Genomic DNA, 24,685 nt, shown 5'->3' on the forward strand with positions numbered 1-24,685 from the left:
CGAGTTTTAATTATGCCGCATGGCATCGTGTGAAATTCAATAGAAATCAGGTACCTTTAAGGCGATGACGACGCTTTCTCTCCAGAAAATCTCCTCGCCTCTGGGTCGCAGCTTCTCGATTTCGCGCGGATCCAAACTGTCCGCCGAAACGATTGTGGTGACGCTCGAACAAGACGGAAAGCGAGGACGCGGCGAATGCGTTCCATACGGACGATATGGAGAATCAGTCGCCTCCGTCGCTGCCGAGATCGAGGCGCTTCAGGTTAAGATCAAATCCGGTCTCGACCGCGTTGCACTTCAGGAAGAAATGAGTCCCGGCGCGGCCCGATGCGCGGTTGATTGTGCGTTCTGGGACCTCGAAGCCAAGCTTAGCGGACAACCCGTCTGGCAGCTTGCCGGCCTTCCAGAGCCACAGCCGCTGCAGACGGCCGTCACCATTGTGCTCGACAGCGCCGAGGAAATGGCGCGTGCGGCCAAAATGACTGATGGCCGGCTTCTGAAGCTGAAACTCGGCGGGCGCGAGGATATGAGCCGCGTCGAAGCGGTTCATGCCGCACGTCCTGATGCGAGGCTCATCCTTGATGCGAATGAGGCGCTCGACGGCGGCGTGTTTCCGGACATCGTGATGCGTTCGGCAAAACTTGGTGTCGTCCTGATCGAGCAACCGTTTCCAGCCGGTGATGATGCGCTTCTGATGCGCCGTCCGCCCGAAGTGGCGATCTGCGCCGACGAGAGCGCGCATACGAGCCGGGATGTGCAGGACCTCGCGCGCCGCTATGACGTCGTCAACGTCAAGCTCGACAAGACGGGCGGGCTGACTGAAGGCCTCGCCATGGTGCGTGAGGCGAAAACGGCTGGCATGGGCGTCATGGTTGGCTGCATGGTTGCGGGTTCAATCAGCATGGCGCCGGCCGTGTTGCTGGGCGGCCTGGCCGATGCGGTAGATCTCGATGGTCCGCTCTGGCTTGCCAAGGACGTGCCACACGGCCTCAAATATCTCGATGGACATGTCTATCCGCCCAAACCCGAGCTCTGGGGCTAGACAGCCGCCTTCAGGGCGAAGACCTGCCGCGCGCGTGCCGCTAGACGCGCATGCTGATAGAGGATGCGCTCTGTCTCGGCAGGATCGGGTTCCAGCGACCATACGTCCCGTCGGCGCGTTCCGCCGAGTACGATGCTCGTCTCCCGTGGAAACATGTAAAGCTGCCCGTCTTCGGCGTGCGCGGTGTAGGAATAATCGATTTCCGGCTGCGGATGCAGGCGCACAAGCTGTCCCCAGACAGGGTGCACGGCTGTGTCACCAAACAATGCCCCTGCCCCAAGTCCAGTGCAGTTCACAATCACCGGCTGAGCAAGCGTCAGGGTATGCTGCGGTGACTGAAACCGTTCTGTGTAGAATACGACCCCCATATCCCGCGCCTCCTGCATGAGATATGGCAGATAAAGGCTCATATCGATCATGGTTGGGCGGCTCATCGCATTGAAGGGACAGCCGAAAAGCGTTTTCTCGCCCGGCTCAGCCGCATCCTGTCGGCGACGCTGGAGAAAGTGGTGGCGAACGCGCGTGACGCCCGTGCCGGGCTTGTCCTCATAGGCATCGAAACCTGTCCGGGCGAGCGCATTGACGCGCGAGACGATTTCCGGATCGACGTCGCCATAGGCATCCGCTGTCAGGATGAGCGCACCGGCGACATTCGACGTCACATAGGGATGAAACTTCTCCGCATAAACGGTTACGCGCTTTCCCTGCCGCGCAAGAATAAGCGCCGTCGTCAGCCCCTGAGCGCCGGCACCGATCACGGCAACATCGTTCGCTTCGGTTTCTGCCACGAGGCCGGTCGCAAGTGTGGCACATCCCCAGGACAGCGTGACGCCGTCGCCTTCGTGACCGTAATTGTGCACGATGATCTTGTCACCGAAGGGTTCAGCCGCCAGCCGGAAGCCGCCATCACGTCCCGGCCGCAGGCCGACAACTATCTCCTTGATGCGTTCGGCACGTACACCCACAGGGTAGAATGGCGCGGACCTGGCTTCATATTCAGAAAGACGCAGGCGTTCAGTCGTGGCGCAGGCGGCGATCAGACCGCCCGTGAGCCCCAGAAGAACGCCGCGCCGGTCAAGCATCCAGCACGTCTTTCCAGCCCGACGGTGCATGCGGCCCGATATAGAGCTGCTCCAACGCCCCGATGCCTTCCGATGAGAGGCCGTCCGGTCCTTCGTGGCGAACCTTGCTGATAGCCTGAATATGAAGATTGTCCGGTTGGTTCCAGGGCATGACGTCCGGTTTGAAATCTTCCCGTTCGATAGCGTATTCGCCTTTGTACACACCGTGACCCCAGCCTGGGTGGCCGTAACCGAGGCCTTTCATCTGGAAGACAGCCATCGGCTCATAATGGACCTTGTGCTCGCGGCCCTGTCCATCGGTCACGGTAAGGACGCCCTTTCGAACGCGGCGCGTGCCTGCATCGTATTCAGCTGCAAACGTCGGCGCTTCAAGATGTAGCAATTCATCTGTGCCGGCGCCGTCCATTGCAAGGACCGACCGGGTGTTCCAGCTGTTGCCTTTCTCATCCTCATTGACGTGAAAATAGAGTGACAGATTGGGAAAGTTGAGCGGCGTCCAGACCCAGTAGAACTGGAAGGGCTTTTCCGGGATGACTGGTTGAGGGTCCTGCGCACCGATCGGGCGTATGCCCCAGCTACGGTCCCGTGTGCCGAAATAACTGTCGACTTCGATGCGCTCGCCATCGATCTCAATCCACCCTGTCCATCGACCATTCTGGGTCATGCGCGTGACATCCATGACGGTCCGCGAACCATTCCTGCGCTGGAAGCGCGGTTCCTCAATCGGAAAATGCCGCCCTTCAAATGTGAGTTCTGCGGAGATGCCTTCAGCATCATCCAGTGTGATCTTCACCGAATGGAGCGGCTGCAAGACGTCAATCTTCATCGGGCCGACACGCACATCCATACGCTCATGGTTCATGATGCGCGACAGATGGATCGACTTCTGCACCCCGTCTTTCAGCACTGAAAATGCGCCATCCATGATGTTGAGATGCGGGTAGACGCCAAAGGCCGCTCCGAAGAAGACCGAGCCATCCCTGGAATACCCGTTGAAGAAGTAGCGGTCATAGAAGTTACGGTCAGATCCGGCGACCCAGACAGGCTCCGGTGTCTGGTGAATTGGGTATTCATCGCCCCAGGTGAGCATGTGCGTTTCCTCTCTTTGCGTGACCTCTTGGCGGGTCGAGCCTCGTATCTAAAGTGTCTGCTCAAAGAAACTGGATCAATCTCTGACGCCGGGGAAAAGGATTAAGTCAATGACATCAAAGGTCAGCGTGGAAGATGCCAACAGGTTTCTGGACCAGGCATTTCCGGGAAATGGCAATCGCAACCGTATCATTGCCATGGAGGATGGGCGGGCCGTCTGTCGCATGAGCGCCGATGAACAGAACCTGCGGCCTGGTGGCTATATTTCCGGACCGACGCAGATGAGCATGGCCGACAGCGCCGCCTATTTCGTCGTGTTCACGAAACTCGGCATTGTGCCCATGGCAGTGACGAGTAACCTCACCATCAACTTCCTGAGACCTTGCATCGGCGAAGCGATCATCGCAGATGGCCGCCTGATGAAACTGGGTCGCACACTCGCGGTCATTGAGGTGGATCTGAAAGCAGAAGGCTCCGACAAGGTATCAAGCCACGCCGTTGTCACTTATTCTATTCCGCAGGAGGCTTGAGCCATGCTGACAATTTCAGGTGCCGTACTTGGCTTTATTGGTGTCGCGCTTGGCGCATTCGGGGCACATGGCCTGTCGGGGCGTCTGACGACGGAAGCGAAAGGCTGGTGGGAGACGGCGACGCTTTATCTCCTCGTTCACGCCGTCACGATTTTCGCGGTGGGCCTGTCTGGCAAGACAGGGCTGTTCTCTTCGGGTGGATGGGCCATGACCATCGGCGCTGTGATCTTCTCTGGATCGCTCTACGCCATGGCGCTCGGCGCGCCGCGCTGGTTCGGCGCCATCACGCCGATTGGCGGCCTCGGTCTGCTTGCGGGCTGGGCGCTGTTTGCTGTCGCTGCGCTGAAATCAGCCTGATGAGCCGTTCCGCCATCATCGTCGAAACTCTGGAGACAGTGGCCGAGCGTATCGGCGACCCGAAAGACCAGATCTATGCCCGCCTGTTTGCGGCCCACCCTCATTTCGAGGACCTGTTCGTGATGGACACCGATGGCGGGGTTCGCGCGAACATGCTGGCGACGGTTTTTGACTGCATTCTGGGCGTCGCGGATGGCAGTGAGTCGCCTCGACTGCACCTTGAGGCCGCTCGCGTGCAACATGACGGCTATGGGCTGAGCGCTGCGGATGTTCACACCATTTTTGAGACTGTCCGTGACGTCTGCCGGGACGTGCTCAATGAAGACTGGTCGGCAGAGATGGATGCGGCGTGGGACGCGATGCTGAATGAGCTTCGCACGATTGGAACCGATTTCGGCGCGTAGGGGGATTGGCAAGACGCACGCATTGAATATGGTGCGCGCCGATCTTACACATGTGAAATAAAACGGAGGAAATCATGGCCAGTCTCTTTGATCTGAGCGGCAAGGTCGCTGTCATCACCGGCTCATCGCGCGGCATCGGCAAATCGATCGCCGAGGAAATGGCCGAACAGGGCGCGAAGGTCGTCATATCATCGCGCAAGCCCGGCCCCTGCCAGGAAGTCGCAGCCGAAATCAACGCGAAACATGGCGATGGAACGGCGATCTCCGTTCCGGCGAATATCTCTTCCAAGGACGAGCTGCAGACCCTGGTGGACGAGACCCGCAAGGCCTTTGGCAAGATCGACATCCTTGTTTGCAACGCCGCCTCAAACCCGTATTATGGGCCGATGGAGGAGATCAGCGACGATGCATTCGAGAAGATCCTGTCCAACAACATCATCTCCAATCACTGGCTAATCCAGATGGTCGCGCCGGAAATGAAGGAGCGCAAGGACGGCGCAATCGTGATCATTTCGTCGATTGGTGGCCTGAAAGGCTCGCCCGTTATTGGCGCCTACAACATCTCGAAGGCGGCAGACTTCCAGCTTGCCCGCAACTACGCCATCGAGCTTGGCCCGCACAATATCCGCGTCAATTGCGTCGCGCCCGGCTTGATCAAGACTGACTTTGCCCGCGCCCTCTGGGAGAACCCGGACAATGTGAAGCGCATCGAAGGCGGCACGCCCATGCGCCGCATTGGTGACCCCGTCGACATTGCCGGCGCCGCCATCTTCCTTGCCTCGGATGCAGGACGCTACATGGCCGGGCAAATGATCGTCGTCGATGGCGGCTCAGTCATCGTCTGATCCATGCACAAGGTAGACCTGCCCGGCCAGCCGCCCGAAGCTGAAACCGATTTCGAGACATTTCGGAAGATCGACATCCGTGTCGGAACCGTGGTTGAGGCTGCGCCACTAGAGGGTGCGCGTAAGCCTTCAATCCGGCTCCTCATCGATTTTGGGCCCGGTGTCGGCCGAAAGAAATCCTCGGCGCAGATTACCGAACATTATTCGCCGGAAGCGCTGATGGGGCGGCAGGTCATGGCCGTCGTCAATTTCCCACCCCGGCAGATCGGCAAGTTCATGTCCGAAGTCCTCACGCTCGGCTTTCCCGATGATACGGGCGCGATCGTACTCGGAGCGCCAGATTCGCCAGTCCCCGATGGAGCCCGTCTCGTATGACGCTACAGTACAAACCAGAAGATTTTTCACCAATGTTTCAGGGATTCCTTGAAGGCATCAGTACTGGTGACTGGCCAACAAAGCCGAAGGGTATCGCCAAGCTCGGCATCATGCCGGAAGAGTGGCTGAAGGAAATCACACCCGGTCACGTTCATTATGTCTGGCCGAATGACGGCTCACACGACGTCCAGCCGGGCCGAACATTCGGCGGCTGGGTCGGCGCACTGTCGGACCATGTCGTTTCGATCTGCATGTTCTCAGCTCTGACGGAGGGGGAGGCCTTCACCACACAGGACCTGCAGATAAAGCTCTTCCGGCCGGTCTCCCCCGGCGACGTGACAATAACCGCCAATGTCGTGAACCGGTCCCGCTCGACCGGCTATGTCGAGGCTGAATGGCGCAATGCCGACGGCAAGCTGGCGGTCAAGGTGCTGGCCTGGAAAGCGATCCGCTCTATCGAAGCGATTCACGGGCCTCGCTAGGCCGGGGTCAGACGGGCTTCGCGTAGCGCCTTGCGCCTCGACTTTCCAGCATCGTCGCGCAATGGCTCCGTCACCACTTCAATCGATTTCGGTATTTTGTAGCGCACGAGGCGCTCAGCGAGATGGGCCTTGAGTGCATCTTCGTCGAGAGAGCCTTTCGGCACGTCGATGATCGCATGCAGGTGCGCCCCCATGTCTTCGTCCGGAAGACCGATGACCGCCGAGCTACGCACACCCGGAAACGCGTCCAGCGCAGCCTCGACTTCGGCGGGGTAGATGTTGGCACCTCCGACGACGATCATGTCCGACAAGCGGTCGGAGAGATAGAGGAAACCGTCCTCATCCATCCAGCCCATATCACCCAGGCTTTCCCAGCCCCCTTCGATCGCCTTGGCTTCGGCACCGAGATAATAATAGGTGGTGCCCTGCCCTGTCAGCGGTCGCAGGAACACCTCGCCAACTTCGCCGGGCGGCAATGTCTCGCCATCTTCGCCAACGATCTTGATTTCGCAGCCTTCGACCGGCTGGCCGACCGATCCCTTGTGATTGAGCCAGTCCGTGCCCTGGATGATTGTTGTGCCCTGCCCTTCCGTTCCGCCGTAGAGCTCCCAGATGACTTCGGGTCCGAGCCAGTCGATATAGGCCTGCTTGAGCCAGGCCGGGCATGGCGCTGCAAGGTGCCAGAGCGTTTTAAGGCTGGAGACATCATAGCGGGTGCGGACATCCTCCGGCAGCGCCCAGATACGCCGCATCATGGTCGGCACCATGTACACAATATCGATGTTCAGCGCTTCGATCAGCGACAGCGTGCGTTCGGCATCAAAGCGTGTTGTCACCGCCACCGTACAGCCCCTGAAGAGTGCTACCATGGCCCATGAAAACGGCCCATTGTGATAGAGAGGCCCCGGCACAAGCATCGCTCCCTGGAGCGGAATCTGGAGGTACTCCAGTTCAGTATCCCACTGGGCGGGTGTGCGCGACACGATGAGCTTGGGACGCCCTGTCGACCCGCCTGACGTCATGGCCTTGAAGGAGAGCGCAGTCTTTTCCGGCAGCGCATGATCGGAGAGCCCCGCGTCCGGTTGATAACCCTCGACCAGCGATGGTGTCGGGGCGTATTCGTCCGCGCCCACGCCAACCACGAGCGACGGCTTGCCAAGCTCGATGATCTGGTCCCGCTCGAACTTTGGTAGCCGCGACGACACGGGTTGCGGGGTTGCGCCCAGCTTCCATGTCGCGATGCAGGCCTCAAAGAACTCGATCCCATTCGGCAGTGCGATCGTGACGAAATCGTTCTCCTTGACGCCGAGTTCTGCATAGGCGCGGGCAAGCCGATTGGTTCGCAATTCCAGCTCATGCCAGCTCACCTGGTCGCCCTCATGATCAAGCGCAACTCGGTCCGGTTGCCGATCAGCCCAATAGGCAATGATGCGGGATAGCGACACAATGGGCATGCGCGGGCTCCTCCAGAAGCTTTGTTTTGGTGCAACCCTTAGGTGGGGCACATGCACAATGCCACCCCTTCCCCGCCGGAAGCTTTTCAGGCTGTGGTTTCGCCGCCTAGTGCGGTTTGCCGATCGTCAATTCGTCATCGACCCAGCGAACCTGCGCGGGTTGAAGCAAGTCCGAATGGGCAATGCTGATGGAATGAATAACGGCCTCTATCTCGCGGCGCCAGTGATCGAGAAATTGCGCCAGACGCGGAAAGCGTGGTGCCAGGTCAATGGTCTGCCAGACAAAGCTTTGCAGAAGTTTCGGAAAGTCCGGACGATAATAGATTATCTCGGCCGTCAGCAGTCCACCGCCAGCCAGTCTGTCTCTAAAATCGCTGTCACTCATATCATTTGCCTCCATTGCCATGATTCTATAGGAGGCAGTCTGACACGGAGATGAACGGCGTCAATTCCCACATAAAAAACAATGTTTTAGCAGCACTTCTGATAATGTGCTAGCAGCCCTCGCGGCGACCTTTTCAAGACCCGCTGCAGCGACAGAAAAATTTCCGCTGAAAACCTGTTGACGACCCGCCCCTGCTTTCCTAACTCACCGAGCGTTAGCACTCTCCTGATCCGAGTGCTAACGCATGCGAACATATTGCCCATCCGGGCAAACGAAAAGGTAAGAGAGAAAATGAAATTCCGTCCTCTGCATGACCGCGTTCTTGTGAAACGCGTTGAAGAAGAAGCAAAAACCTCCGGCGGTATCATCATCCCCGACACCGCCAAGGAAAAGCCGCAGGAAGGCGAAGTTGTCGCTGTCGGCTCAGGCGCTCGCGGTGACGACAACGAAATCGTTCCAATGGACGTCAAGGCAGGCGATCGGATCCTGTTCGGCAAGTGGTCGGGCACGGAAGTGAAGGTCGACGGCCAGGACCTTCTGATCATGAAGGAGAACGACATTCTCGGCGTGATCGAGAAGTAAGTCTTTCAATCCTCAAAACCCTGAAACCGAATTTTAGAAGGAAGACAGCAACATGGCTGCAAAACACGTAAAATTCAGCGCTGACGCTCGTGAGCGCATGCTCAAAGGCGTCGATACGCTCGCAAACGCTGTAAAAGTGACGCTCGGCCCGAAAGGCCGCAACGTCGTCATCGAGAAATCCTTCGGCGCCCCGCGCACCACGAAAGATGGTGTCACCGTCGCAAAAGAGATCGAGCTTGAGGACAAGTTCGAGAATATGGGCGCCCAGATGCTGCGCGAAGTCGCCTCCAAGGCGAACGACGTTGCCGGCGACGGCACCACGACCGCTACGGTTCTCGCCCAGTCCATCGTTCGCGAAGGCATGAAGCGCGTTGCCGCCGGCATGAACCCGATGGACCTGAAGCGCGGTATCGACAAGGCCGTCCTCGAAGTGACCTCTGACCTCGCGCATCATTCGCGCAAGGTGAAAGAGAACTCCGAGATTTCGCAAGTCGGTTCGATCTCCGCCAATGGCGACAAGGAAATCGGCGACATGATTGCCAAGGCCATGGAAAAGGTCGGCAATGAAGGCGTCATCACAGTCGAGGAAGCAAAATCCCTCGAAACCGAACTCGATGTCGTCGAAGGCATGCAGTTCGACCGCGGCTATCTCTCGCCGTACTTCGTCACCAATCCGGACAAGATGGCTGTCGAGCTGGAAGACCCGTTCATCCTGCTGCACGAGAAGAAGCTTTCTTCGCTTCAGCCAATGCTGCCGATCCTCGAAGCCGTTGTTCAGTCCCAGCGTCCGCTGCTGATCATTGCTGAAGACGTCGATGGCGAAGCCCTCGCCACCCTCGTCGTCAACAAGCTGCGCGGTGGCCTGAAAGTTGCTGCTGTGAAGGCCCCTGGCTTCGGCGACCGCCGCAAGGCCATGCTGCAGGACATCGCAGTCCTCACCGGCGGCCAGGTCATCTCCGAAGACCTCGGCATCAAGCTCGAGAACGTCTCCCTCGACATGCTCGGCACGGCCAAGAAGGTCGAGATCGACAAGGACAACACGACCATCGTCGACGGTGCCGGCACCAAGGACGAGATCGAAGCCCGCGTCGGCCAGATCAAGAAACAGATCGAAGACACCTCGTCCGACTATGACCGCGAGAAGCTCCAGGAGCGTCTTGCCAAGCTCGCTGGCGGCGTTGCCGTGATCAAGGTTGGCGGCGCGACGGAAGTCGAAGTGAAAGAGCGCAAGGACCGCGTCGATGATGCACTGAACGCAACGCGTGCAGCCGTCGAAGAAGGCGTGATCCCGGGCGGCGGCGTTGCCCTGCTCCGCGCAGCTCAGCATATCGACGTCAAAGGTGAGAATGCTGACGAGCAAGCCGGTGTGGACATTGTCCGCCGAGCCCTCGAAGCACCGATCCGCCAGATCGTGAACAATGCCGGCCTCGAAGGCTCGGTCGTTGTTGCGAACATCCTGGCACAGAAGGATCGCGGCTACGGCTTCAACGCCCAGACCGAAGAGTATGGCGACATGTACAAGATGGGCATCATCGACCCGGCCAAGGTCGTTCGCTCTGCCCTTCAGAACGCAGCCTCTGTCGCAGGCCTTCTCATCACGACGGAAGCTGGCATTGCCGAAGCTCCGAAGAAAGAAGGCGACAGCCCTGCAATGCCTGACATGGGCGGCATGGGCGGCATGGGCGGAATGGGCTTCTAGGCTAGAGAAGCCTGGAGGGCCGCGTCAGCGGCAATCCCTCCCATCACAGTACGAGAAAGGGCGGCACATGGCGTGCCGCCCTTTTTATTGACCCCAAACAGGCATCACTTGTTCTTGAGCACAGGCTTTGCACTGTCGGTTTTCTTGCCGGTCCATTCTCCGCGCCAGGTTTTCTCACCCTTCCACTTCCACTTTCCGGTGAATTCAGATCCGTTGAGCTCAAACCTGAACTCTCCGGTTCGATTCCCATTCGCAAACTCGCCCGCAAGAGTGTTGGTACCTGGCTGGATGGTGCCCGTCATGCGTCCACGATCAGCATAGTCACCGACAACAGAATCGCCGGTCTGCTGAAAGCGCAATGGCCCGAAATTCGAGGACCAGCTGCCCTGCCATAAGGCGATGGAGAGATTGCCCACCTGTCCCAACCGGCCATTGCTGATCGTGCCCAGGTTTTCCTTGTCAATCACCGTGTTCGAACCAATGGTGCCTTTTGGAAGGCCTGGTGTCTTCTTGATGGTATCCGGATCGAGAACGGGCGGCTGCGTCCCCGGATTGACGGGCAGTTGCAGCTCGCCAGGGTTCCTGGCAATCCTGTCCCGGATATTCCCATCGACCAGAAGCGGGTTGGTGTTCACGAACCAGGTCGTCACATCCTTCATCGAGGTGTTGCTCGGCAGGACATCATAGGTCGCGCCTGTTGGAAGCGTGAAGGACTTGCGTTCCTTGCCCTCAATCCACCCGATATTTGTGAATGTCTTCGACGGAGCCATCTGTGGCACGGCAGCACGCTTGAAGGGCGTGACCTCCATCTCGACCACCTTCCAGTCTTCGGCGACCGCGCGGCCGACTGAGTCCAGGAAGCGGCCATTGCCACGGCGCGTCTCCTCGTCCACCCCGGTCTTAAAGGTGGTGTAAAGCTGATTGCGATCGCCGCTGTTCTCGTTATCGCTTTCAAACAATTGCATGGCCAGCGCCATTCCGCCGTGCGGCGGCACCTTGACGGCCATCACCCGGTCAGCGCCGGTGAGGTTTCGACGTTCGCCATCATCGACATCACTGAACGGACCTGCGCGATAGGTTTTCACCTGCTCGCCAGGAACGCCGTTGAGCGGCGCAACAGAGAAGAAGAAGAAAGGTTCATCGGAATTGGACCCCCGATCCCAAGTGGACTCTTCCAAGCAGCGAAGTTCCGCCAGCGTGAACTTGAAGACTTTCCAGCCATCAGCCCGTTCATCAGAGGTCAGTCCCGCCGTCGACATCTCGTACAGGACCTTTACGCGGTAGCGACCCTCATCACCGCCGTCGACTTCCATGGAGAATCCTTGGCGACCTCCCTCGATGATCGCCTTCAATTCTGCGTGGGAGTAATATTGCTCTGCGTCACCCACCAGGTCCGCATTGCCGCCAATGATTGAGATGAGCAACCTTCGTGTGTCGGTCAGCTTGTTCCTGATGCCCCGCTTGAAATCATCCCAGAGCGCGCCAGCGACCTCGCCGGCATTGGCAGACTCATTGATCAGCGTGACCCGCGTCGGACGGGCTGGAAACGGCCCGATTGTGTAGACGTCATTATCGCCCTGCTCGAAGTCATTGTAGACGAGGAACCGATTGTCGACATGGCCTTCAGCGTCGCTGGTCGGCAGATAGTCGAGCAGTTCGGCACGCCTGTATCCCGGACCTTCCACTTCGAGCTTGATGTCCGCATCAGTACCTGACAGTCGGTCATCCGACGTCTTGATCCGGACCCTGAGGAACCAGCCGTCAGAGCTCGCAACATAGGGGGCATGAGACGTCGCCGCATTGCGGACCGGATAGCTGCCCGCTGACATGAACTGGAAAGGTAGCTGGGCAAAGTTCTCAAACTGGCGGGTGCGCTGCGACATGCTCGACGGCCGCGTCTTCAGCTGGTGCCAATAGGTTTCATATTTGTCGGAGCAATTCGCCCTGCGCAATTCGTCGTCGGTGCAACTCCTGCGCGGATCCATAAATCGCATCGAGCGCTCGACCAGTTTCATGTATTGGGTGGTCGAACGGGTCGCGAGCATCTTGGCGTCCGCAAAAAGAAAATCGACGTCGCGCTCGCATGTGCGGGTGTTTGCAGGCTTCGTGCAGATTTCGCCGCGCGTATCATGATCGCAAGTGACCCCAAAATTAACCACGGCATTACACTGCGCGAGCGTCATGTTCGGCTCGCCCTTTCCCGGCAGGAAAGCGCCCGCACTGTTGACCAAACCGCGCTCTCCTGCCCCGACAATGGCGATACGCGTCGTATCGACCGCAATCCCGGTCGGTTGAAGGTAGACGACGCCATCCAGATTTATGTCGGATCCTGACATGCTGACTTCGGTTGCGCCGCGGCAATCGCGATAGGTCGTACAGAGCGAGGTATTCTGCATGGGCGAATATCCACCGCACAAGGTCTCCAGCGAGTCCTTCAGGTTCACGTGCTCGATCACTGAGCAGGAAAGCGAATAGGCCCCGTGATGATGGGGTGCCTGCGATTGCGGGTGTTCGTACGCACCCGAATAGAGGCTGTAACCAGTCCGCGTTGAAGGCGCTTTCTCCAGCCAGGTAGACTGGCGTCGCTGCGGGTCGTCGATCCAGTTCGTGTGCGAATAGAAATCCTGCACGGCATGAGACGCGATGCCGAGCAGATTGTGCCCGGCCGCCACGTCATTCCTGTCGGCAGCCCATCGCAGGCCGATGAGCAAGCCGGCTGTGTAGCGCTTCCAATTGTCCGCAAGTCCTTCGTTCGTGAAGGTGTCGTCATGGTGCATCGCTGCCAGGTGATCAAACTGCGAGATCGAGGCCTTGAACCGGCGCGAGCCCGGCGCGCCCTGCAGCCACCAGATCGGATTATAGAGATAGGAGTCGATATAGTCGGCGTGCCAGGCAACGCTCATTGCAGCCTGCCGATCGAAGCCAGCCCCATCAAACACATCCTCCGGTACGCCCGCCTCTGCTTCCTCATCACCGGCCAACGCCCTGAGCGTCATATCAAGATGGTGCCATGGCCGACCATAACGGATATCCTCGCCGCCAAAGGCGAGCGCACCTGGCGCCAAGGTCGTCGCCATGGCGGCCAAGGCAAGACCGACGAGGCCCGAACGAATTGAAACGATCTGCATGATGGTGTCCCTCCACTCTGCTGACCCGGGACATGATCCGCAGCTCACCCTTCCTGTGTCAACAGGGCCACGCGAATGTTTCGGTCGGCTTGCTCCTGACAGACAAATTGTGATGAAGCGCTAAACCATATGCTTGTCGGGCTCCCTAGCCGTGTCTGTGCGCGACAATGCGTCGGATGCCGTCCGTCTCGCAAGCTGAGCGAAAGTGTTCAGCAACAGTGTCGTGAAGTGTCACTTGCACCGGTCCGCTACGATGCATTATCAGGCCTCATGAGCAAGATTTACAAAGATGCAGCCGCCGCACTCGACGGCGTCCTGTTCGATGGCATGACAATCGCCGCTGGCGGCTTTGGCCTTTGCGGCATTCCTGAACTGTCCATCGCCGCGATCCGCGAGGCAGGGACGAAGGATCTGACTATTTACTCAAACAATGCCGGCGTCGATGGTTTCGGCCTCGGCGTGCTTCTGGAAAGCAAGCAAGTGAAAAAGATGGGCTCGTCCTATGTCGGCGAGAACAAGGAATTCATGCGCCAGTATCTCGGCGGCGAGTTGGAGCTGGAATTCAATCCACAGGGCACACTGGCTGAACGCATGCGTGCAGGTGGCGCAGGGATTGCCGGCTTCTACACCAAGACCGGCTACGGCACTGTGATCGCCGAAGGCAAGGACGTTAAGGAGTTCAACGGCGAGAAGTACATTCTTGAAGAAGGAATCTTCGCCGACCTTGCCATCGTGAAAGCCTGGAAAGCCGATACCACCGGCAATGCGATCTTCAGAAAGACGGCGCGCAACTTCAATGAGCCGGCAGCAATGTGCGGCAAGATCTGCGTCATGGAAGTCGAGGAAATTGTCGAACCGGGCGAGCTTGACCCGAACCATATCCACCTGCCCGGCGTCTTCGTGCACCGGCTGGTACAGGGCCAGCACGAAAAACGTATTGAACAGCGCACGGTCCGCAAGAAGGAGACTGCCTGATGCCCTGGACACGTGATGACATGGCCAAGCGGGCCGCGCAGGAGCTCGAAGACGGGATGTATGTCAATCTCGGCATCGGCATTCCGACGCTGGTTGCGAACTATATCCCCGACGGCGTCGAGGTTACGCTGCAGTCTGAGAACGGCATGCTCGGCATGGGCCCCTTCCCTTATGAGGGCGAAGAAGACGCTGACCTGATCAATGCCGGCAAGCAGACGATCACCGAACTGCCCCACACGGCCTTCTTCGACAGCTCGATGAGCTTCGCGATGATCCGCGGCGGCAAGATCAACATGGCGATCCTGGGCGCTATGGAGGTGGCCGAGAATGGCGATATCGCCAACTGGATGATCCCCGGCAAGCTGGTCAAGGGCATGGGCGGCGCGATGGACCTTGTGGCCGGCGTGAAGCGGATTGTTGTCATTACCGACCACACGTCCAAGGCGGGCGAACCGAAGCTGATCAAGGAATGCACCCTGCCGCTCACAGGCAAAGGCGTCGTGAACCGGATCATCACCGATCTCGGCGTGTTCGACGTCGTCGAAGGCGGTCTCGAGATCAAGGAAATTGCGCCGGATGTGACGCGTGACGAGATCTACGAGAAAACCGCTGCGAAGATCATCAATTGAGCGCGCTACCACCATGCCCGCAGTGCGCGTCGGCTTTCGTCTATGAAGACGGCGCGCTACTCATCTGCCCTGAATGCGCCCACGAATGGTCGCCGTCGGCAGATGCAGAAAATGCAAAAGTCTGGCGCGATGCGAATGGCAATGCGCTTCAGGATGGCGACACGGTGACCGTTATCAAGGATTTGAAAATCAAAGGTAGCTCATCGGTCGTAAAAGTGGGCACGCGCGTAAAGAATATCCGTCTCGTCGAAGGCGACCACGACATTGACTGCAAGATAGACGGCATCGGTCAGATGGGGCTGAAGACTGAGTTCGTGAAAAAAGCCTGAGCACTTCTTGAGGTGACCTGAAATGACTGCCACCTGTCTCTGCGGCGCCGTTAGCGTCACAGTCGATACAAAGCCGGACTTCATCCATGACTGCAATTGCAGCCTGTGCCGCAAAACCGGTGCCGCCTGGGGCTATTACAGCTCTGCGGCCGTAATCACCTCGGGAGCGACCGCCGCCTATATGCGCGGCGACAAGCCGAACGCGGGTGTCGAAGTCCACACCTGCCCAACCTGCGGTTCGACCACCCATTTCGAACTTGCCCCGACCTTCAAGGCACAGCATCCAGACGCGGACGTGTTCGGCGTGAACATGCGCCTTTTCGGGTCCGAAGAACTGGACGGCGTCGAAGTGCGCTATCCGGACGGCAGAAACTGGGATGGCCAAGGGCCGTTCGGCTTTCGAAAGACTCCGATAACGATCAGCGAAGCGACCCCGCTGTAGCGCGCTCAGTCGCTGGCCTTCAGGACAGCAAAGAGCCGTCTTTCATCTTTCAGAAGCCGGACGGGGCCGTCTTCCATGTCGGGTTGGCGGCCATCCCGCGCCATTTCGATGATCCGTGGGTGAATGTAGGAATTTCGGGCGATGCTCGGTGTGTTCCCAAGCCGATCAGCTGCCGCCTCCGACACGGCCTTGATGCTGTCGGCCCCCTTACGAAGCGCTCTTGTCGCGGCAACCGAGCCGCCCCAGGTACGAAAATCCTTGGCGGTGAAGGCCCCGTCTGACGTCTCCTGGATGAAATGGTTGACCTGCGAGGAGCAAACCTTTCCGTCCGGTGTGTCGAACAGGCTCTGCCCCGGAAGGCTCTGCAGGGCTGCCACGGCGCGGCTCAACCCGTCATCGCAGATGGATATGTCCTGCTGCTTGCCACCTTTGCCCTTGAACTTCAGGCGGATCGTATCGGCATCCGTCTGGCGGACATGGCGCTTGTAAAGCGTCGTGGCCCCGAACGCTCCGCCCTCACGGCTGCGCTCGGACCCGATACGGATGGCCCCCTTGTCCAGCAGGCGAATGATAGCGGCGATTGCAAGGTCAACATGGTCCTTCGGCTGATTGAGTGTGTCGCGCACTCGCCTGCGCAGTCTGGGTAGCGCCTCGCCGAAGTACATCATGTCGGCGAACTTTGCCTGTTCGCAATGAGCCCGCCAATCGGGATGGTAGCGGTACTGGGTCCGGCCCGCTTCATCGACACCGGTCGCCTGCAGGTGGCCTCTCGGGTCCGGGCAGATCCAGACGTCTTTCCAGGCCGGCGGCAGGACCAGCGCTTCTGCCCGCGCGCGTTGCTCGCCCTCCAGCGTGTCGCCGCGCTCATTGAGATAGGTGAAACCCTTGCCGCACGGTCTGCGCGTCCAGCCGGTCGAGCCGGTATCGACATAGGTGAGCCCCGCATCGGAAGGGTCAATTTCAGTGCGGGCGAGTGAGAAAGCCATGATCGAGAAACCGCAGCTTCATCGCAAAGGTTCCCACCGGCCGCCTTGGCGTTGCGTCACCGATTGATGGCGCCCGCTGGGCCGCTATGCAGGAGGGCAGGAAACGAATGGGAGATGAGGAATGGCCAAAGGATCAATGCCTGTTCTGGTCGGCGTCGGGCAATCTATGAGCCAATGGGATGGAAGCACAGGCGCTGACGGCGCACCATCGCCGCTCAGCCTCGCGGCCGACGCCTCGAAAGCCGCTCTCAAAGATGCAGGCATCAGCGCTGGCGAGATCGACGCGATCACATTCGTGCGGATCTTCGAGGACTCCGTTCCGAGTGCGCCGCACCCGCACGGCCACAATACGAATCTGCCCGGAACGCTCGCACGCGAGCTCGGTGCCAGGCCATCCAAGCTTATTTATTCCGATGTGGGCGGCCAAAGCCCACAGGCGCTCGCCAACGAAATGGCCAGCCGTATCCATGCAGGCGAATTTGACGTTGCCCTCGTGGCCGGGTCGGAGGCTAACCGCGCTTCGAAAGGCGCGCGCAAGCATGGCGTGACGATCGACTGGGCCGATGATAGCCCGCTTGAATATGAAGACCGCGGTCTCGGCGGCCAGATGATCAACCGGCCCGAGATCAAGCATGGCATTGTCGCGCCAGCCTATTTCTACGCGCTCTTCGAGAACGCAATCGCCGGCCGGGAAGGCCGAACACGCAGCGAACAAAGGCAGGCTATGTCGCGCCTGTTCCAGCCCTTCACCAAGGTCGCCGCCAGCAACCCGTATGCGCAGTTTCCGCAGGAACGGAGCGTCGACTTCCTGGCGACACCATCACCGAAGAACTACGAATTCGCAGACCCCTTCCTGAAATGGCATATCGCTCAGGATGCCGTGAACCAGGGCGGCGCCATCCTTCTGATGTCGGAAGAGAAAGCTGACGCTCTTGGCGTGCCGACGAGCCAACGGGTCTACCTGCACGGTGCCGGCGAAGCCGGCGATGATTTCATTTCCGAGCGGCCGCGTCTTGATGGCTCCTGGGCGATGAAGCAGGCCATTGGCCGGGCACTTGACCAGGCGGGCAAGACCGCTGGCGACATGGCTACTTTCGATCTGTACTCGTGCTTTCCGTGTGCTGTATTTTCCTCGACTCAGGAGCTTGGCATTGATCCCTTTACTGATGATCGCCCCCTGACACTGACGGGCGGTCTTCCCTTCTTTGGCGGCGCGGGAAACAATTATTCCATGCACGGTATCGCCAGTATGGCCGAGTGGCTGCGTGACAATTCGGGAGCGTTCGGCCTCGTCCTTGCGAATGGCGGCTGGATGACGAAGGAGGCCGTCGGCGTCTGGTCCACAGCCCGGTCAGAGGCATTCACACCGGTGGAAAAGATGGCGAAGCCGATCGACAAGGTGGTGCTCGACGCGGCGCCGCAATCGGGGGCGGTGGAGACATACACCGTCATTCACGGACGCAATGGCCCTGCCCAGGGTGTCATCTTCGGCCGCACTGAAAGCGACGCACGCTTCCTGGCCAAGGCTTCACCCGAAGCCCTGCAGATCCTTCGCGAAGAAGAAAGCCCCATAGGCCGGAAAGTCAGCGTCCAACAGGATGGCGAGGTCAACACATTCCACTTCGTCTGAGCGGCAAGTCACGTTAGGGTCTGGCGCGACTCGAAAGTGATGCACGATGAAGAATTCATTCTCCGCTGTGAAGCTCGCCCTGGCTGGTGGCCTCGCAGCCGTGTCCGTTTCGGCCTGCGTGACCCCTCAGCCCTGCACGCCTGAATGGGTGGAATGGCGCACCGATAAGGTTCTGACACGGTTTGCCCGAGCAAATTACAGCACGATTGGGGAGTTGCGGAGCCTGTCAGGAAAGGTGGACAACCCGTCTGCGCTGACCGCGCTGCGGATTGCCTCGCTCATTGATGATTTTGACGACCTTGCGCGTGATTTTGACCGCATGGTGATGCCTGAATTGAATGAAGCGATTGCGCAATGCTCTGAGCCGCAGCACTTCGTGCCAGCCTTTACCGGTTTCCTGCGCAAGGAAGGCGTTGGCGAGGACGTCATCGATTGGGTCGAAGTCATCGGATACATCGCGATGGAACAGTACCGCTCATGACGGTGGAGACAGACAGTCCGCTCGTCTTCGCCTTCGAGTTTGATGCTGATGGGAATGCCCGTCGGCTGGGCTGGGACGAGATCGCGTCCGGCCCCGCCGAGAAGGCTGGTGTCCGGCGCTGGCTGCATCTCAACCGTCTGTCACCCCAGGTACGCGAATGGCTGGACCAGAAAAGCGGCGTCGATGCCGTTATCGACAGTGCTCTCCTCCAGGAGGATACGCGGCCTCGATGCGTCAAGCACGGCCCCGGCCTGCTGATCAATCTGCGCGGCGTCAACATGAATGACGGCTCAGAACCTGAAGACATGGTTGCCATCCGGATCTGGACAACGCCCGGCGTCGTCGTGTCTCTTCGGGCCTTTCACATCATGGCTACGCAGGATTTGCGCGACCGCATCATGCAGGGCGACGTACCGGAATCATCTGGTGCTATCGTCACCTATATCGCAGGACGTCTCACCGACAAGATTGAGCCCGTTATATCCAGCCTCGAAGACCAGGCTGACGAGTTCGAGGACCAGGTGATCGAGGAAGCCGCCAAGCTTTCCAAGTCTGCGCTCGGAAGCTTTCGGCGCAAGGTCCTGCAACTGCGCCGCTATATTATCCCTCAGCGTGATGCACTATCGCAGATGACCCGCGAAGGGCTTGAAATCTTCTCGCCTACTGAAGCCCTGCATCTGCGTGAAATTGCTGACCGCGTTACCCGCATTGGCGAAGAGCTGGACAATATCCGTGACCGATCCAGCATGCTGCAGGAGCAGATTATCGAAGAACGCGGAGAACGGATGAACCAGCGGCTGTTTGTCTTGTCGATCATCTCTGCCATCTTCCTGCCGCTGGGTTTCGTCACCGGCCTGTTCGGCGTCAATGTTGGCGGCATGCCTGGTACGGCCAGCCACACCGCCTTCGCGTTGCTGTGTTTAGGCATGGTTGCGCTCACCACCGTCATGATCTTTGTGTTCCGGCGCATGCGCTGGCTCTGACAGACCTCGCTTCATTCCAATTCACTTGCTGCGCCTGACATCCTGTGAATGAATGAGGGAAAAAGCGGAGGAACGAATGGCCTATATTGAAGGAAGGCTCGTGCACGATGCGGACAGCCATCTCATGGAGATGGTGGACTGCCTTGACCCATACCTCGAACACCGGCTTCGACAGCGATATCACGAATTACCTGTGTTCCGGGCCCGGATGGAACGCCATGAGCATTTCAGGATGGCCCGCGAGAAACATGCCGACGCGGCGTTTCGCGCGGGCGCGGACGAAAACCTGATGCTCCGAAAGAATTATGAAGCGAAAGGCGCCTTCATTAGAGAAGACCGGCCCTCCGTCGTCGATCTTCTTGGGGTTGCGAGCCAGCTGGTCTTTACCACGCACGCCCTCGGAAATTTTGGGCTCGACCGTAGTGACGACATGGAACTTTGCTACGCCGTCGCTGATGCCCATAACCAGATGATGGTGGACTTCTGCTCGGTCGACAGCCGCCTGCTGCCAACGGCATATGTGCCACTTGAGACCTTTGAGGGCGCAGTCGCAACGGCTCGAAAGGCCATCGATATCGGTGCCAGGGGTCTCATCATGCCGTCATGGTGCCCCCGGAACCATGCGCCAAGCCATGTGTCCCTCGACCCTCTCTGGGCAATGGCAGAGGAAGCCGGCGTGCCGATGCTGTTCCATGTTGGCTATGAGGACAAGATGAACCCGGTCTACAAGGAAAACGGCCTGCCGCCCGTGCCGGACTTTCATGGCGGCGACGATAATTTCACTTCGATCAGCTACATGCCAATCCCGAATTCAGCGATGCAGACTCTCGCGACGCTGATCTTCGATGGCGTGTTCGACCGGTTCCGGAACCTCAAATTCGGAGCAATTGAACTTGGCGCGTCATGGCTTCCCGGCTGGATGCGCAGCATGGATTCAGCGGCCCACGCCTTCATGCGCAATGAGGAGCGTCTCCAGAAGCTGTCGTCGAAGCCATCAGAGATCGTCCAGAGACAGCTGCGCGTAACGCCCTACCCGCACGAGGATGTCGGCTGGGTTATCAGGAATGCCGGTGAGCAGGTCTGCCTTTTCTCTTCCGATTATCCTCATGTCGAAGGTGGTCGGAACCCGGTAAAGCGGTTCGACTCCTGCCTCGAGGGCCTGCCACAGTCAGCGATAGATTGTTTCTATGCGGATAATTTCATAGACCTGATGGGCGATGCCCTACCCGTAGAGCTTCGCAGGCCTGCGCATCTGGTCGCGGCAGAATAGCGATGCTCAAGTCTTCTGGAATACCGCTATGAGGTTGTTAGCCGGCATTGAGATGATGTCGGTCTGTTCCAGTCCGCTACTGGTTGCAAGCGGCGCGATATCCCGGTCAAGATCGCGGACACCCCAGGACGGGTCTCTGCGCTTCAGGTCTTCACTGAACCGCGCATTGGAGTCGGCGATCTCTCCATTGCGCGCAAACGGTCCGTAGACGATGAGCATGCCGCCTGGGCGCAGCAACCTGCCTGCCCCGGCAATCAGACCTTCAGCCGTCTCGAACGGTGCGATATGGATCATGTTCGCGCAGAAGATCGCATCCCATTCGCCTCTGGCTTCGGCATCTCCCCATTCAGGAAAGGCTGCGTCCACCTCGACCGGGCCGGTCAATCGACCACCAAAATTGTGGTGTGCCACCCAAGCTGACTGGCTGGCACGGCTGATCGCATCGACATCTGAATACGTCCAGTGAATTTGCGGCATGACAGACACAAAATGGGCGCCGTGTTCACCCGTTCCAGATGCGATCTCGAGGATCCGAGCCTCCGCTTTCAGAATACGCGACAGCACATCGGCGATAACAGCCTTGTTCCGTCCCGCGGAGGGCGAGAATCGTCGCCCATCCTGCGCCGTGTCTCGTTTTTCAAGGGCGACCGCCTTGCCGGAACTGCCAAGATCGTCGTTTTCAGCCAATTCAGGCACCAGCCTTTTCGAATTCATATTGCTCAGTATCGACACTGGCTTGGCCGGGAGGGCTATAGCGCGGGCCAACCGCCTTTTCCGGCGAAAAGTGCGCATCAAGACGGGCAACCATATCCGGCGTCAGAGAGACTGCGCCCGCCCGATGGTTTTCCTCAAGGTGCGCCAGACTTGTGGTCCCCGGAATGGGAATGACGTGCTCCCCTTTGGCCAGCGTCCAGGCGAGCGCCAGCTGGGCGACGCTGCACCCCGCTTCTTTCGCGCAGGCGCGTGCCTCATCAAGGAGGGAAAGATTGCCGGGATAGTTCTCGGCAGAGAACCGCGGAAAGGCCATGCCCCGCATGTCGCTCTCGTGAAACCTTGCAGGATCGGCAGGCGGATCCGCCAGGAAGCCGCGCCCAACCGGCGAAAATGCGACCAGCGTTGTGCCGAGTTCCCGGCACGCATCCATGACAGCAATTTCCGGATTACGCACCCAGAGCGAGTACTCTGACTGCATGGCCGCAATCGGGTGGACGGCATGCGCGCGGCGCAGCAGCCCCGCGCCCATTTCAGACAGGCCAATCATCCGAATCTTGCCGGCATCGACGAGCTCTGACAGGGCGCCGACCGACTCCTCAATCGGCACGTTCGGGTCCGGCCTGTGCATGTAATAAAGGTCAATCATGTCGACACCGAGCCGCTTCAGGCTCGCATCACAGGCCTTCTTTATCGACTCCGGCCGCGCATCGAGGATCCGCTTGCCATCCTTGAAGGACAGGACGCACTTGCTGGCGAGGAATACATCGCCGCGACGCTCAGATATGGCCTTGCCGACCAGCTCCTCGCTGCGGCCCGCGCCATAGATGGTTGCCGTATCAAGGAAATTGCAACCGAGGTCGAGTGCGCGGCCGAGCAGCTTCAACGCATTGCCTTCATCCATGGGCGGGCCGTAGGCATGGGTAATGTTCATGCAACCCAGCCCGATAGGATAAACCGGGTCACCGCCAATTGTTCGTGGCGTCACACTCATCTCGCACTCCGTATACTGATTTTATCCACGCGGCTGGAATCGCTCGCGAAGCTCTGGCTTCAGGATCTTGCCGTTGGCATTGCGCGGAAGCGGGTCTGTCTGAAACTGGATTTCAACCGGCACCTTGAAGGCGGCCAGCTGCTGGGCGACGTGTGCGCGAAGTTCGTCCTCGCCGACTGTCTTTCCAGGCTTCAGCTGGACAACGGCGCCAACCTCTTCGCCCAGCACCTTGTGCGGGATGCCTACGACGGAGGCGTCCATCACCGCTGGATGGTCGTAAAGCGCGCTCTCGACCTCGATGCAGTAGATATTTTCACCGCCCCGGATCAGCATGTCCTTGGCGCGGTCTACGAGATAGAGAAAGCCTTCCTCATCGAGACGGGCAAGGTCACCCGTGACGACCCAGCCATCCTTGAACGTCTCGGCTGTGGCATCTGGACGGTTCCAGTAAGACCGGCAATTGGAGGGGCTCTTGCACCAGAGTTCTCCGACTTCCCCAGGTGGAAGCGCCGCGCCATCCGGGCCGACAATCTTGAGCTCGACCGCCAGGGGGGGGGCGCCGGCACTATCGGGCCGGTGCTCATAGTCTTCACCGATATTGAGCGTCGCCGTCGCGCAGGTTTCAGTCATGCCCCATCCATTGCCGGGTGCCGCGTCCGGAAACCGCTTCTTGATGGTTGAGACGAGTTCCGGAGCAGATGGTGCCCCGCCATATGAGACGACTGAAATGGAGGACAGATCATATTTGTCCCGATCCGGGTGCTCGAGCACTTGCCAGGCAATCGCGGGAACGCCGCCAATCGTCGTGATCTTCTCATTCTCGATTATTGGTAGCGCCTTGCTGGCATCCCATTTGTACATGGAGACGATCTTGTCGCCGCGCAGCAATGTCGGAATGAGGACAGCAAAGGCTCCGGTCGCGTGGAAAAATGGAATGGCAAGCAATGTCGCGCGCTGCTCGCTGAGGTCCGGCTCCGGCGGTGCCTCGCCCCGACGCAGAAACATCCGCGCCTGACACGTCATCGCGTTCAGGAAATTCGAGATTACGGCGCGATTGGTGGCCACCGCGCCCTTTGGCCGCCCCGTGGTACCGGACGTGTACATCAATGTTGCGTCATCATCCGGCATAATCGAAACGTCCGGAAGCGGAACATCTCTCAGCTTCACCCAGTCATTGGTCTCGCCGACAAAGTCCTCGAAATTATGAACGCGCGGATTGTTGCGTTCTTCTTCAGTCTCGCGAGCGATGATGACGGACTCCAGGTCGGGCAGTCTGTCCAGATGTTCGCGAATGCGCTCGAAGATCTGTGGATCGATAACGGCGACTTTCACGCCGGCATTCTGTAAGCCGTACTCAAGCTCATCCGCCGTCCACCATGAATTCATTGGTGTCGCGATCGCGCCTATGCTGAGCGCAGCAAAAAACGCAACAGGCCATTGTGGATAGTTGCGCATGATGATCGCCACGCGGTCGCCTGGTTTGACATTGAAATTGTCTTTCAGGACGTGGGCAAAATGACTGACCGCTTTATAGTGTGCCAGATAGGAGGCGCTCTCATCCTCATAGACAAGCAGCGGTCGGTCTCCGAACGCCTTCGAAGCTTCCACGAGCGCGCGAATAGTCGGCGGCGCCTCAGAATAATACTTCATGGTGACGCCGTTGATCACGCCCTCGCTGACCGCGAGCGGTGTTCCTGGCTCCGCCAGTTTTGCATTGGCTTCCGCGATTGAAATTGCCGGCCATGCCGGACTGCCATCTGCTGCCATATTTTCCTCCAATATCTTTTTCCCGCGCAATCAA

Annotated in this window: 26 protein-coding genes; 17 read left to right on the top strand and 9 right to left on the bottom strand. The window is 59.0% G+C overall.

All coding sequences use genetic code 11. The annotated features are described in order from the left end of the window. The first annotated feature begins 64 nt into the window (after positions 1 to 64). A complete protein-coding gene (dgcA, locus tag B8746_RS12190; RefSeq protein WP_084393932.1) occupies positions 65 to 1,042 on the top strand; it encodes an N-acetyl-D-Glu racemase DgcA in 978 nt (325 codons plus the stop codon). Here dgcA and B8746_RS12195 read toward each other — a convergent pair. Beyond that, positions 1,039 to 2,124 carry an FAD-dependent oxidoreductase gene (locus B8746_RS12195; RefSeq protein WP_158084623.1) on the bottom strand — a complete coding sequence of 362 codons (1,086 nt, stop codon included), beginning with the start codon at positions 2,122 to 2,124 and terminating at the stop codon, positions 1,039 to 1,041. The two genes, dgcA and B8746_RS12195, sit on opposite strands and share 4 nt — an antisense overlap. After that, complete coding sequence (locus B8746_RS12200) at positions 2,117 to 3,214, bottom strand: Rv3169 family protein (protein ID WP_084393934.1); 1,098 nt, start codon at positions 3,212 to 3,214, stop codon at positions 2,117 to 2,119. The genes B8746_RS12195 and B8746_RS12200 overlap by 8 nt, the downstream gene beginning before the upstream one ends. A 109-nt stretch (positions 3,215 to 3,323) precedes the next feature. On the opposite strand from B8746_RS12200, the gene B8746_RS12205 reads away from it, so the two are divergent. The 6 genes from B8746_RS12205 to B8746_RS12230 all read left to right on the top strand — a co-directional run bounded on the left by B8746_RS12205 (position 3,324) and on the right by B8746_RS12230 (position 6,206). Continuing rightward, positions 3,324 to 3,743, top strand: a complete 420-nt coding sequence (locus B8746_RS12205; protein WP_084393935.1) for a PaaI family thioesterase — start codon at positions 3,324 to 3,326, stop codon at positions 3,741 to 3,743. A gap of 3 nt (positions 3,744 to 3,746) precedes the next feature. Continuing rightward, positions 3,747 to 4,100, top strand: a complete 354-nt coding sequence (locus B8746_RS12210) for a DUF423 domain-containing protein (RefSeq protein WP_084393936.1) — start codon at positions 3,747 to 3,749, stop codon at positions 4,098 to 4,100. Next, positions 4,100 to 4,504, top strand: coding sequence for a globin (locus B8746_RS12215; protein WP_084393937.1), 405 nt, complete (start codon positions 4,100 to 4,102; stop codon positions 4,502 to 4,504). The genes B8746_RS12210 and B8746_RS12215 overlap by 1 nt, the downstream gene beginning before the upstream one ends. Positions 4,505 to 4,578: 74 nt before the next feature. Continuing rightward, the gene (locus tag B8746_RS12220; RefSeq protein WP_084393938.1) at positions 4,579 to 5,349 is read left to right on the top strand and encodes an SDR family NAD(P)-dependent oxidoreductase; all 771 of its coding nucleotides are present in this window, start codon (positions 4,579 to 4,581) and stop codon (positions 5,347 to 5,349) included. A gap of 3 nt (positions 5,350 to 5,352) precedes the next feature. Beyond that, positions 5,353 to 5,724 carry a tRNA-binding protein gene (locus B8746_RS12225; RefSeq protein ID WP_084393939.1) on the top strand — a complete coding sequence of 124 codons (372 nt, stop codon included), beginning with the start codon at positions 5,353 to 5,355 and terminating at the stop codon, positions 5,722 to 5,724. 32 nt (positions 5,725 to 5,756) lie between these two features. Beyond that, positions 5,757 to 6,206, top strand: a complete 450-nt coding sequence (locus B8746_RS12230; protein ID WP_233124227.1) for a PaaI family thioesterase — start codon at positions 5,757 to 5,759, stop codon at positions 6,204 to 6,206. Here the strand turns inward: B8746_RS12230 and B8746_RS12235 are convergent. After that, complete coding sequence (locus B8746_RS12235) at positions 6,203 to 7,660, bottom strand: AMP-binding protein (RefSeq protein ID WP_084393941.1); 1,458 nt, start codon at positions 7,658 to 7,660, stop codon at positions 6,203 to 6,205. The two genes, B8746_RS12230 and B8746_RS12235, sit on opposite strands and share 4 nt — an antisense overlap. A gap of 106 nt (positions 7,661 to 7,766) precedes the next feature. Then, positions 7,767 to 8,045 carry a hypothetical protein gene (locus tag B8746_RS12240; protein WP_084394236.1) on the bottom strand — a complete coding sequence of 93 codons (279 nt, stop codon included), beginning with the start codon at positions 8,043 to 8,045 and terminating at the stop codon, positions 7,767 to 7,769. A gap of 291 nt (positions 8,046 to 8,336) precedes the next feature. Between B8746_RS12240 and groES the strand changes: the two genes are divergently transcribed. Both groES and groL read left to right on the top strand, forming a co-directional pair. Further along, a complete protein-coding gene (groES, locus tag B8746_RS12245) occupies positions 8,337 to 8,627 on the top strand; it encodes a co-chaperone GroES (RefSeq protein WP_084393942.1) in 291 nt (96 codons plus the stop codon). Positions 8,628 to 8,679: 52 nt separating this feature from the next. After that, positions 8,680 to 10,326 (top strand): chaperonin GroEL, encoded by a 1,647-nt coding sequence (gene groL, locus B8746_RS12250; RefSeq protein ID WP_084393943.1) that lies wholly within the window; start codon positions 8,680 to 8,682, stop codon positions 10,324 to 10,326. Between the two features lie 104 nt (positions 10,327 to 10,430). Here the strand turns inward: groL and B8746_RS12255 are convergent, their stop codons facing one another. Next, positions 10,431 to 13,454, bottom strand: a complete 3,024-nt coding sequence (locus B8746_RS12255; RefSeq protein WP_084393944.1) for a hypothetical protein — start codon at positions 13,452 to 13,454, stop codon at positions 10,431 to 10,433. A 270-nt stretch (positions 13,455 to 13,724) separates the two neighbouring features. Here B8746_RS12255 and B8746_RS12260 point away from each other — a divergent pair, with 270 nt between their 5' ends. Genes B8746_RS12260 through B8746_RS12275 form a run of 4 tightly spaced genes read left to right on the top strand, consistent with a single transcriptional unit; the run spans position 13,725 to position 15,829 of the window. After that, a complete protein-coding gene (locus tag B8746_RS12260; RefSeq protein ID WP_084393945.1) occupies positions 13,725 to 14,429 on the top strand; it encodes a CoA transferase subunit A in 705 nt (234 codons plus the stop codon). Further along, positions 14,429 to 15,058 carry a CoA transferase subunit B gene (locus B8746_RS12265; RefSeq protein WP_084393946.1) on the top strand — a complete coding sequence of 210 codons (630 nt, stop codon included), beginning with the start codon at positions 14,429 to 14,431 and terminating at the stop codon, positions 15,056 to 15,058. Before B8746_RS12260 ends, B8746_RS12265 begins: the two co-directional genes overlap by 1 nt. After that, complete coding sequence (locus tag B8746_RS12270) at positions 15,055 to 15,387, top strand: zinc ribbon domain-containing protein YjdM (protein ID WP_084393947.1); 333 nt, start codon at positions 15,055 to 15,057, stop codon at positions 15,385 to 15,387. The genes B8746_RS12265 and B8746_RS12270 overlap by 4 nt, the downstream gene beginning before the upstream one ends. A gap of 22 nt (positions 15,388 to 15,409) precedes the next feature. After that, entirely contained in the window at positions 15,410 to 15,829 is a 420-nt protein-coding gene (locus B8746_RS12275; protein WP_084393948.1) for a GFA family protein, read from the top strand. A gap of 5 nt (positions 15,830 to 15,834) precedes the next feature. Here B8746_RS12275 and B8746_RS12280 read toward each other — a convergent pair whose 3' ends face one another. After that, positions 15,835 to 16,815: a DNA topoisomerase IB gene (locus B8746_RS12280; protein WP_084393949.1), complete on the bottom strand. Its 981-nt coding sequence runs from the start codon at positions 16,813 to 16,815 to the stop codon at positions 15,835 to 15,837. 121 nt (positions 16,816 to 16,936) lie between these two features. On the opposite strand from B8746_RS12280, the gene B8746_RS12285 reads away from it, so the two are divergent. From B8746_RS12285 to B8746_RS12300, 4 genes are all read left to right on the top strand, one after another. After that, positions 16,937 to 18,445, top strand: a complete 1,509-nt coding sequence (locus B8746_RS12285; protein WP_233124229.1) for an acetyl-CoA acetyltransferase — start codon at positions 16,937 to 16,939, stop codon at positions 18,443 to 18,445. 46 nt (positions 18,446 to 18,491) lie between these two features. Continuing rightward, positions 18,492 to 18,926: a hypothetical protein gene (locus tag B8746_RS12290; protein WP_084393950.1), complete on the top strand. Its 435-nt coding sequence runs from the start codon at positions 18,492 to 18,494 to the stop codon at positions 18,924 to 18,926. Beyond that, positions 18,923 to 19,909 carry a zinc transporter ZntB gene (locus tag B8746_RS12295; RefSeq protein WP_084393951.1) on the top strand — a complete coding sequence of 329 codons (987 nt, stop codon included), beginning with the start codon at positions 18,923 to 18,925 and terminating at the stop codon, positions 19,907 to 19,909. The genes B8746_RS12290 and B8746_RS12295 overlap by 4 nt, the downstream gene beginning before the upstream one ends. A 76-nt stretch (positions 19,910 to 19,985) precedes the next feature. Next, positions 19,986 to 21,179: an amidohydrolase family protein gene (locus B8746_RS12300; protein ID WP_084393952.1), complete on the top strand. Its 1,194-nt coding sequence runs from the start codon at positions 19,986 to 19,988 to the stop codon at positions 21,177 to 21,179. Between the two features lie 6 nt (positions 21,180 to 21,185). Here the strand turns inward: B8746_RS12300 and B8746_RS12305 are convergent, their stop codons facing one another. The 3 genes from B8746_RS12305 to B8746_RS12315 are packed head-to-tail and all read right to left on the bottom strand — an operon-like array spanning position 21,186 to position 24,651. Then, on the bottom strand, positions 21,186 to 21,866 hold the full coding sequence (locus B8746_RS12305) for a DUF938 domain-containing protein (protein WP_084394238.1): 681 nt from the start codon (positions 21,864 to 21,866) through the stop codon (positions 21,186 to 21,188). Between the two features lies 1 nt (position 21,867). Continuing rightward, complete coding sequence (locus B8746_RS12310) at positions 21,868 to 22,884, bottom strand: aldo/keto reductase (protein ID WP_084393953.1); 1,017 nt, start codon at positions 22,882 to 22,884, stop codon at positions 21,868 to 21,870. A gap of 21 nt (positions 22,885 to 22,905) precedes the next feature. Further along, complete coding sequence (locus B8746_RS12315; protein WP_084393954.1) at positions 22,906 to 24,651, bottom strand: class I adenylate-forming enzyme family protein; 1,746 nt, start codon at positions 24,649 to 24,651, stop codon at positions 22,906 to 22,908. Positions 24,652 to 24,685: the final 34 nt, after the last annotated feature.

It is taken from the genome of Henriciella pelagia, from assembly GCF_002088945.1.
Lineage (GTDB): Bacteria > Pseudomonadota > Alphaproteobacteria > Caulobacterales > Hyphomonadaceae > Henriciella > Henriciella pelagia.

Bases quoted from the DNA above. Each gene is read 5' to 3' on its own strand.
- B8746_RS12255 (WP_084393944.1), bottom strand. From the start codon at position 13,454: ATGCAGATCGTTTCAATTCGTTCGGGCCTCGTCGGTCTTGCCTTGGCC.
- B8746_RS12260 (WP_084393945.1), top strand. From the start codon at position 13,725: ATGAGCAAGATTTACAAAGATGCAGCCGCCGCACTCGACGGCGTCCTG.
- B8746_RS12235 (WP_084393941.1), bottom strand. From the start codon at position 7,660: ATGCCCATTGTGTCGCTATCCCGCATCATTGCCTATTGGGCTGATCGG.
- B8746_RS12285 (WP_233124229.1), top strand. From the start codon at position 16,937: ATGGCCAAAGGATCAATGCCTGTTCTGGTCGGCGTCGGGCAATCTATG.
- B8746_RS12200 (WP_084393934.1), bottom strand. From the start codon at position 3,214: ATGCTCACCTGGGGCGATGAATACCCAATTCACCAGACACCGGAGCCT.
- B8746_RS12275 (WP_084393948.1), top strand. From the start codon at position 15,410: ATGACTGCCACCTGTCTCTGCGGCGCCGTTAGCGTCACAGTCGATACA.
- B8746_RS12280 (WP_084393949.1), bottom strand. From the start codon at position 16,815: ATGGCTTTCTCACTCGCCCGCACTGAAATTGACCCTTCCGATGCGGGG.
- groL (WP_084393943.1), top strand. From the start codon at position 8,680: ATGGCTGCAAAACACGTAAAATTCAGCGCTGACGCTCGTGAGCGCATG.
- dgcA (WP_084393932.1), top strand. From the start codon at position 65: ATGACGACGCTTTCTCTCCAGAAAATCTCCTCGCCTCTGGGTCGCAGC.
- B8746_RS12215 (WP_084393937.1), top strand. From the start codon at position 4,100: ATGAGCCGTTCCGCCATCATCGTCGAAACTCTGGAGACAGTGGCCGAG.
- B8746_RS12195 (WP_158084623.1), bottom strand. From the start codon at position 2,124: ATGCTTGACCGGCGCGGCGTTCTTCTGGGGCTCACGGGCGGTCTGATC.
- B8746_RS12290 (WP_084393950.1), top strand. From the start codon at position 18,492: ATGAAGAATTCATTCTCCGCTGTGAAGCTCGCCCTGGCTGGTGGCCTC.
- B8746_RS12240 (WP_084394236.1), bottom strand. From the start codon at position 8,045: ATGAGTGACAGCGATTTTAGAGACAGACTGGCTGGCGGTGGACTGCTG.
- B8746_RS12300 (WP_084393952.1), top strand. From the start codon at position 19,986: ATGGCCTATATTGAAGGAAGGCTCGTGCACGATGCGGACAGCCATCTC.
- B8746_RS12230 (WP_233124227.1), top strand. From the start codon at position 5,757: ATGTTTCAGGGATTCCTTGAAGGCATCAGTACTGGTGACTGGCCAACA.
- B8746_RS12225 (WP_084393939.1), top strand. From the start codon at position 5,353: ATGCACAAGGTAGACCTGCCCGGCCAGCCGCCCGAAGCTGAAACCGAT.
- B8746_RS12265 (WP_084393946.1), top strand. From the start codon at position 14,429: ATGCCCTGGACACGTGATGACATGGCCAAGCGGGCCGCGCAGGAGCTC.
- groES (WP_084393942.1), top strand. From the start codon at position 8,337: ATGAAATTCCGTCCTCTGCATGACCGCGTTCTTGTGAAACGCGTTGAA.
- B8746_RS12295 (WP_084393951.1), top strand. From the start codon at position 18,923: ATGACGGTGGAGACAGACAGTCCGCTCGTCTTCGCCTTCGAGTTTGAT.
- B8746_RS12310 (WP_084393953.1), bottom strand. From the start codon at position 22,884: ATGAGTGTGACGCCACGAACAATTGGCGGTGACCCGGTTTATCCTATC.
- B8746_RS12315 (WP_084393954.1), bottom strand. From the start codon at position 24,651: ATGGCAGCAGATGGCAGTCCGGCATGGCCGGCAATTTCAATCGCGGAA.
- B8746_RS12205 (WP_084393935.1), top strand. From the start codon at position 3,324: ATGACATCAAAGGTCAGCGTGGAAGATGCCAACAGGTTTCTGGACCAG.
- B8746_RS12210 (WP_084393936.1), top strand. From the start codon at position 3,747: ATGCTGACAATTTCAGGTGCCGTACTTGGCTTTATTGGTGTCGCGCTT.
- B8746_RS12220 (WP_084393938.1), top strand. From the start codon at position 4,579: ATGGCCAGTCTCTTTGATCTGAGCGGCAAGGTCGCTGTCATCACCGGC.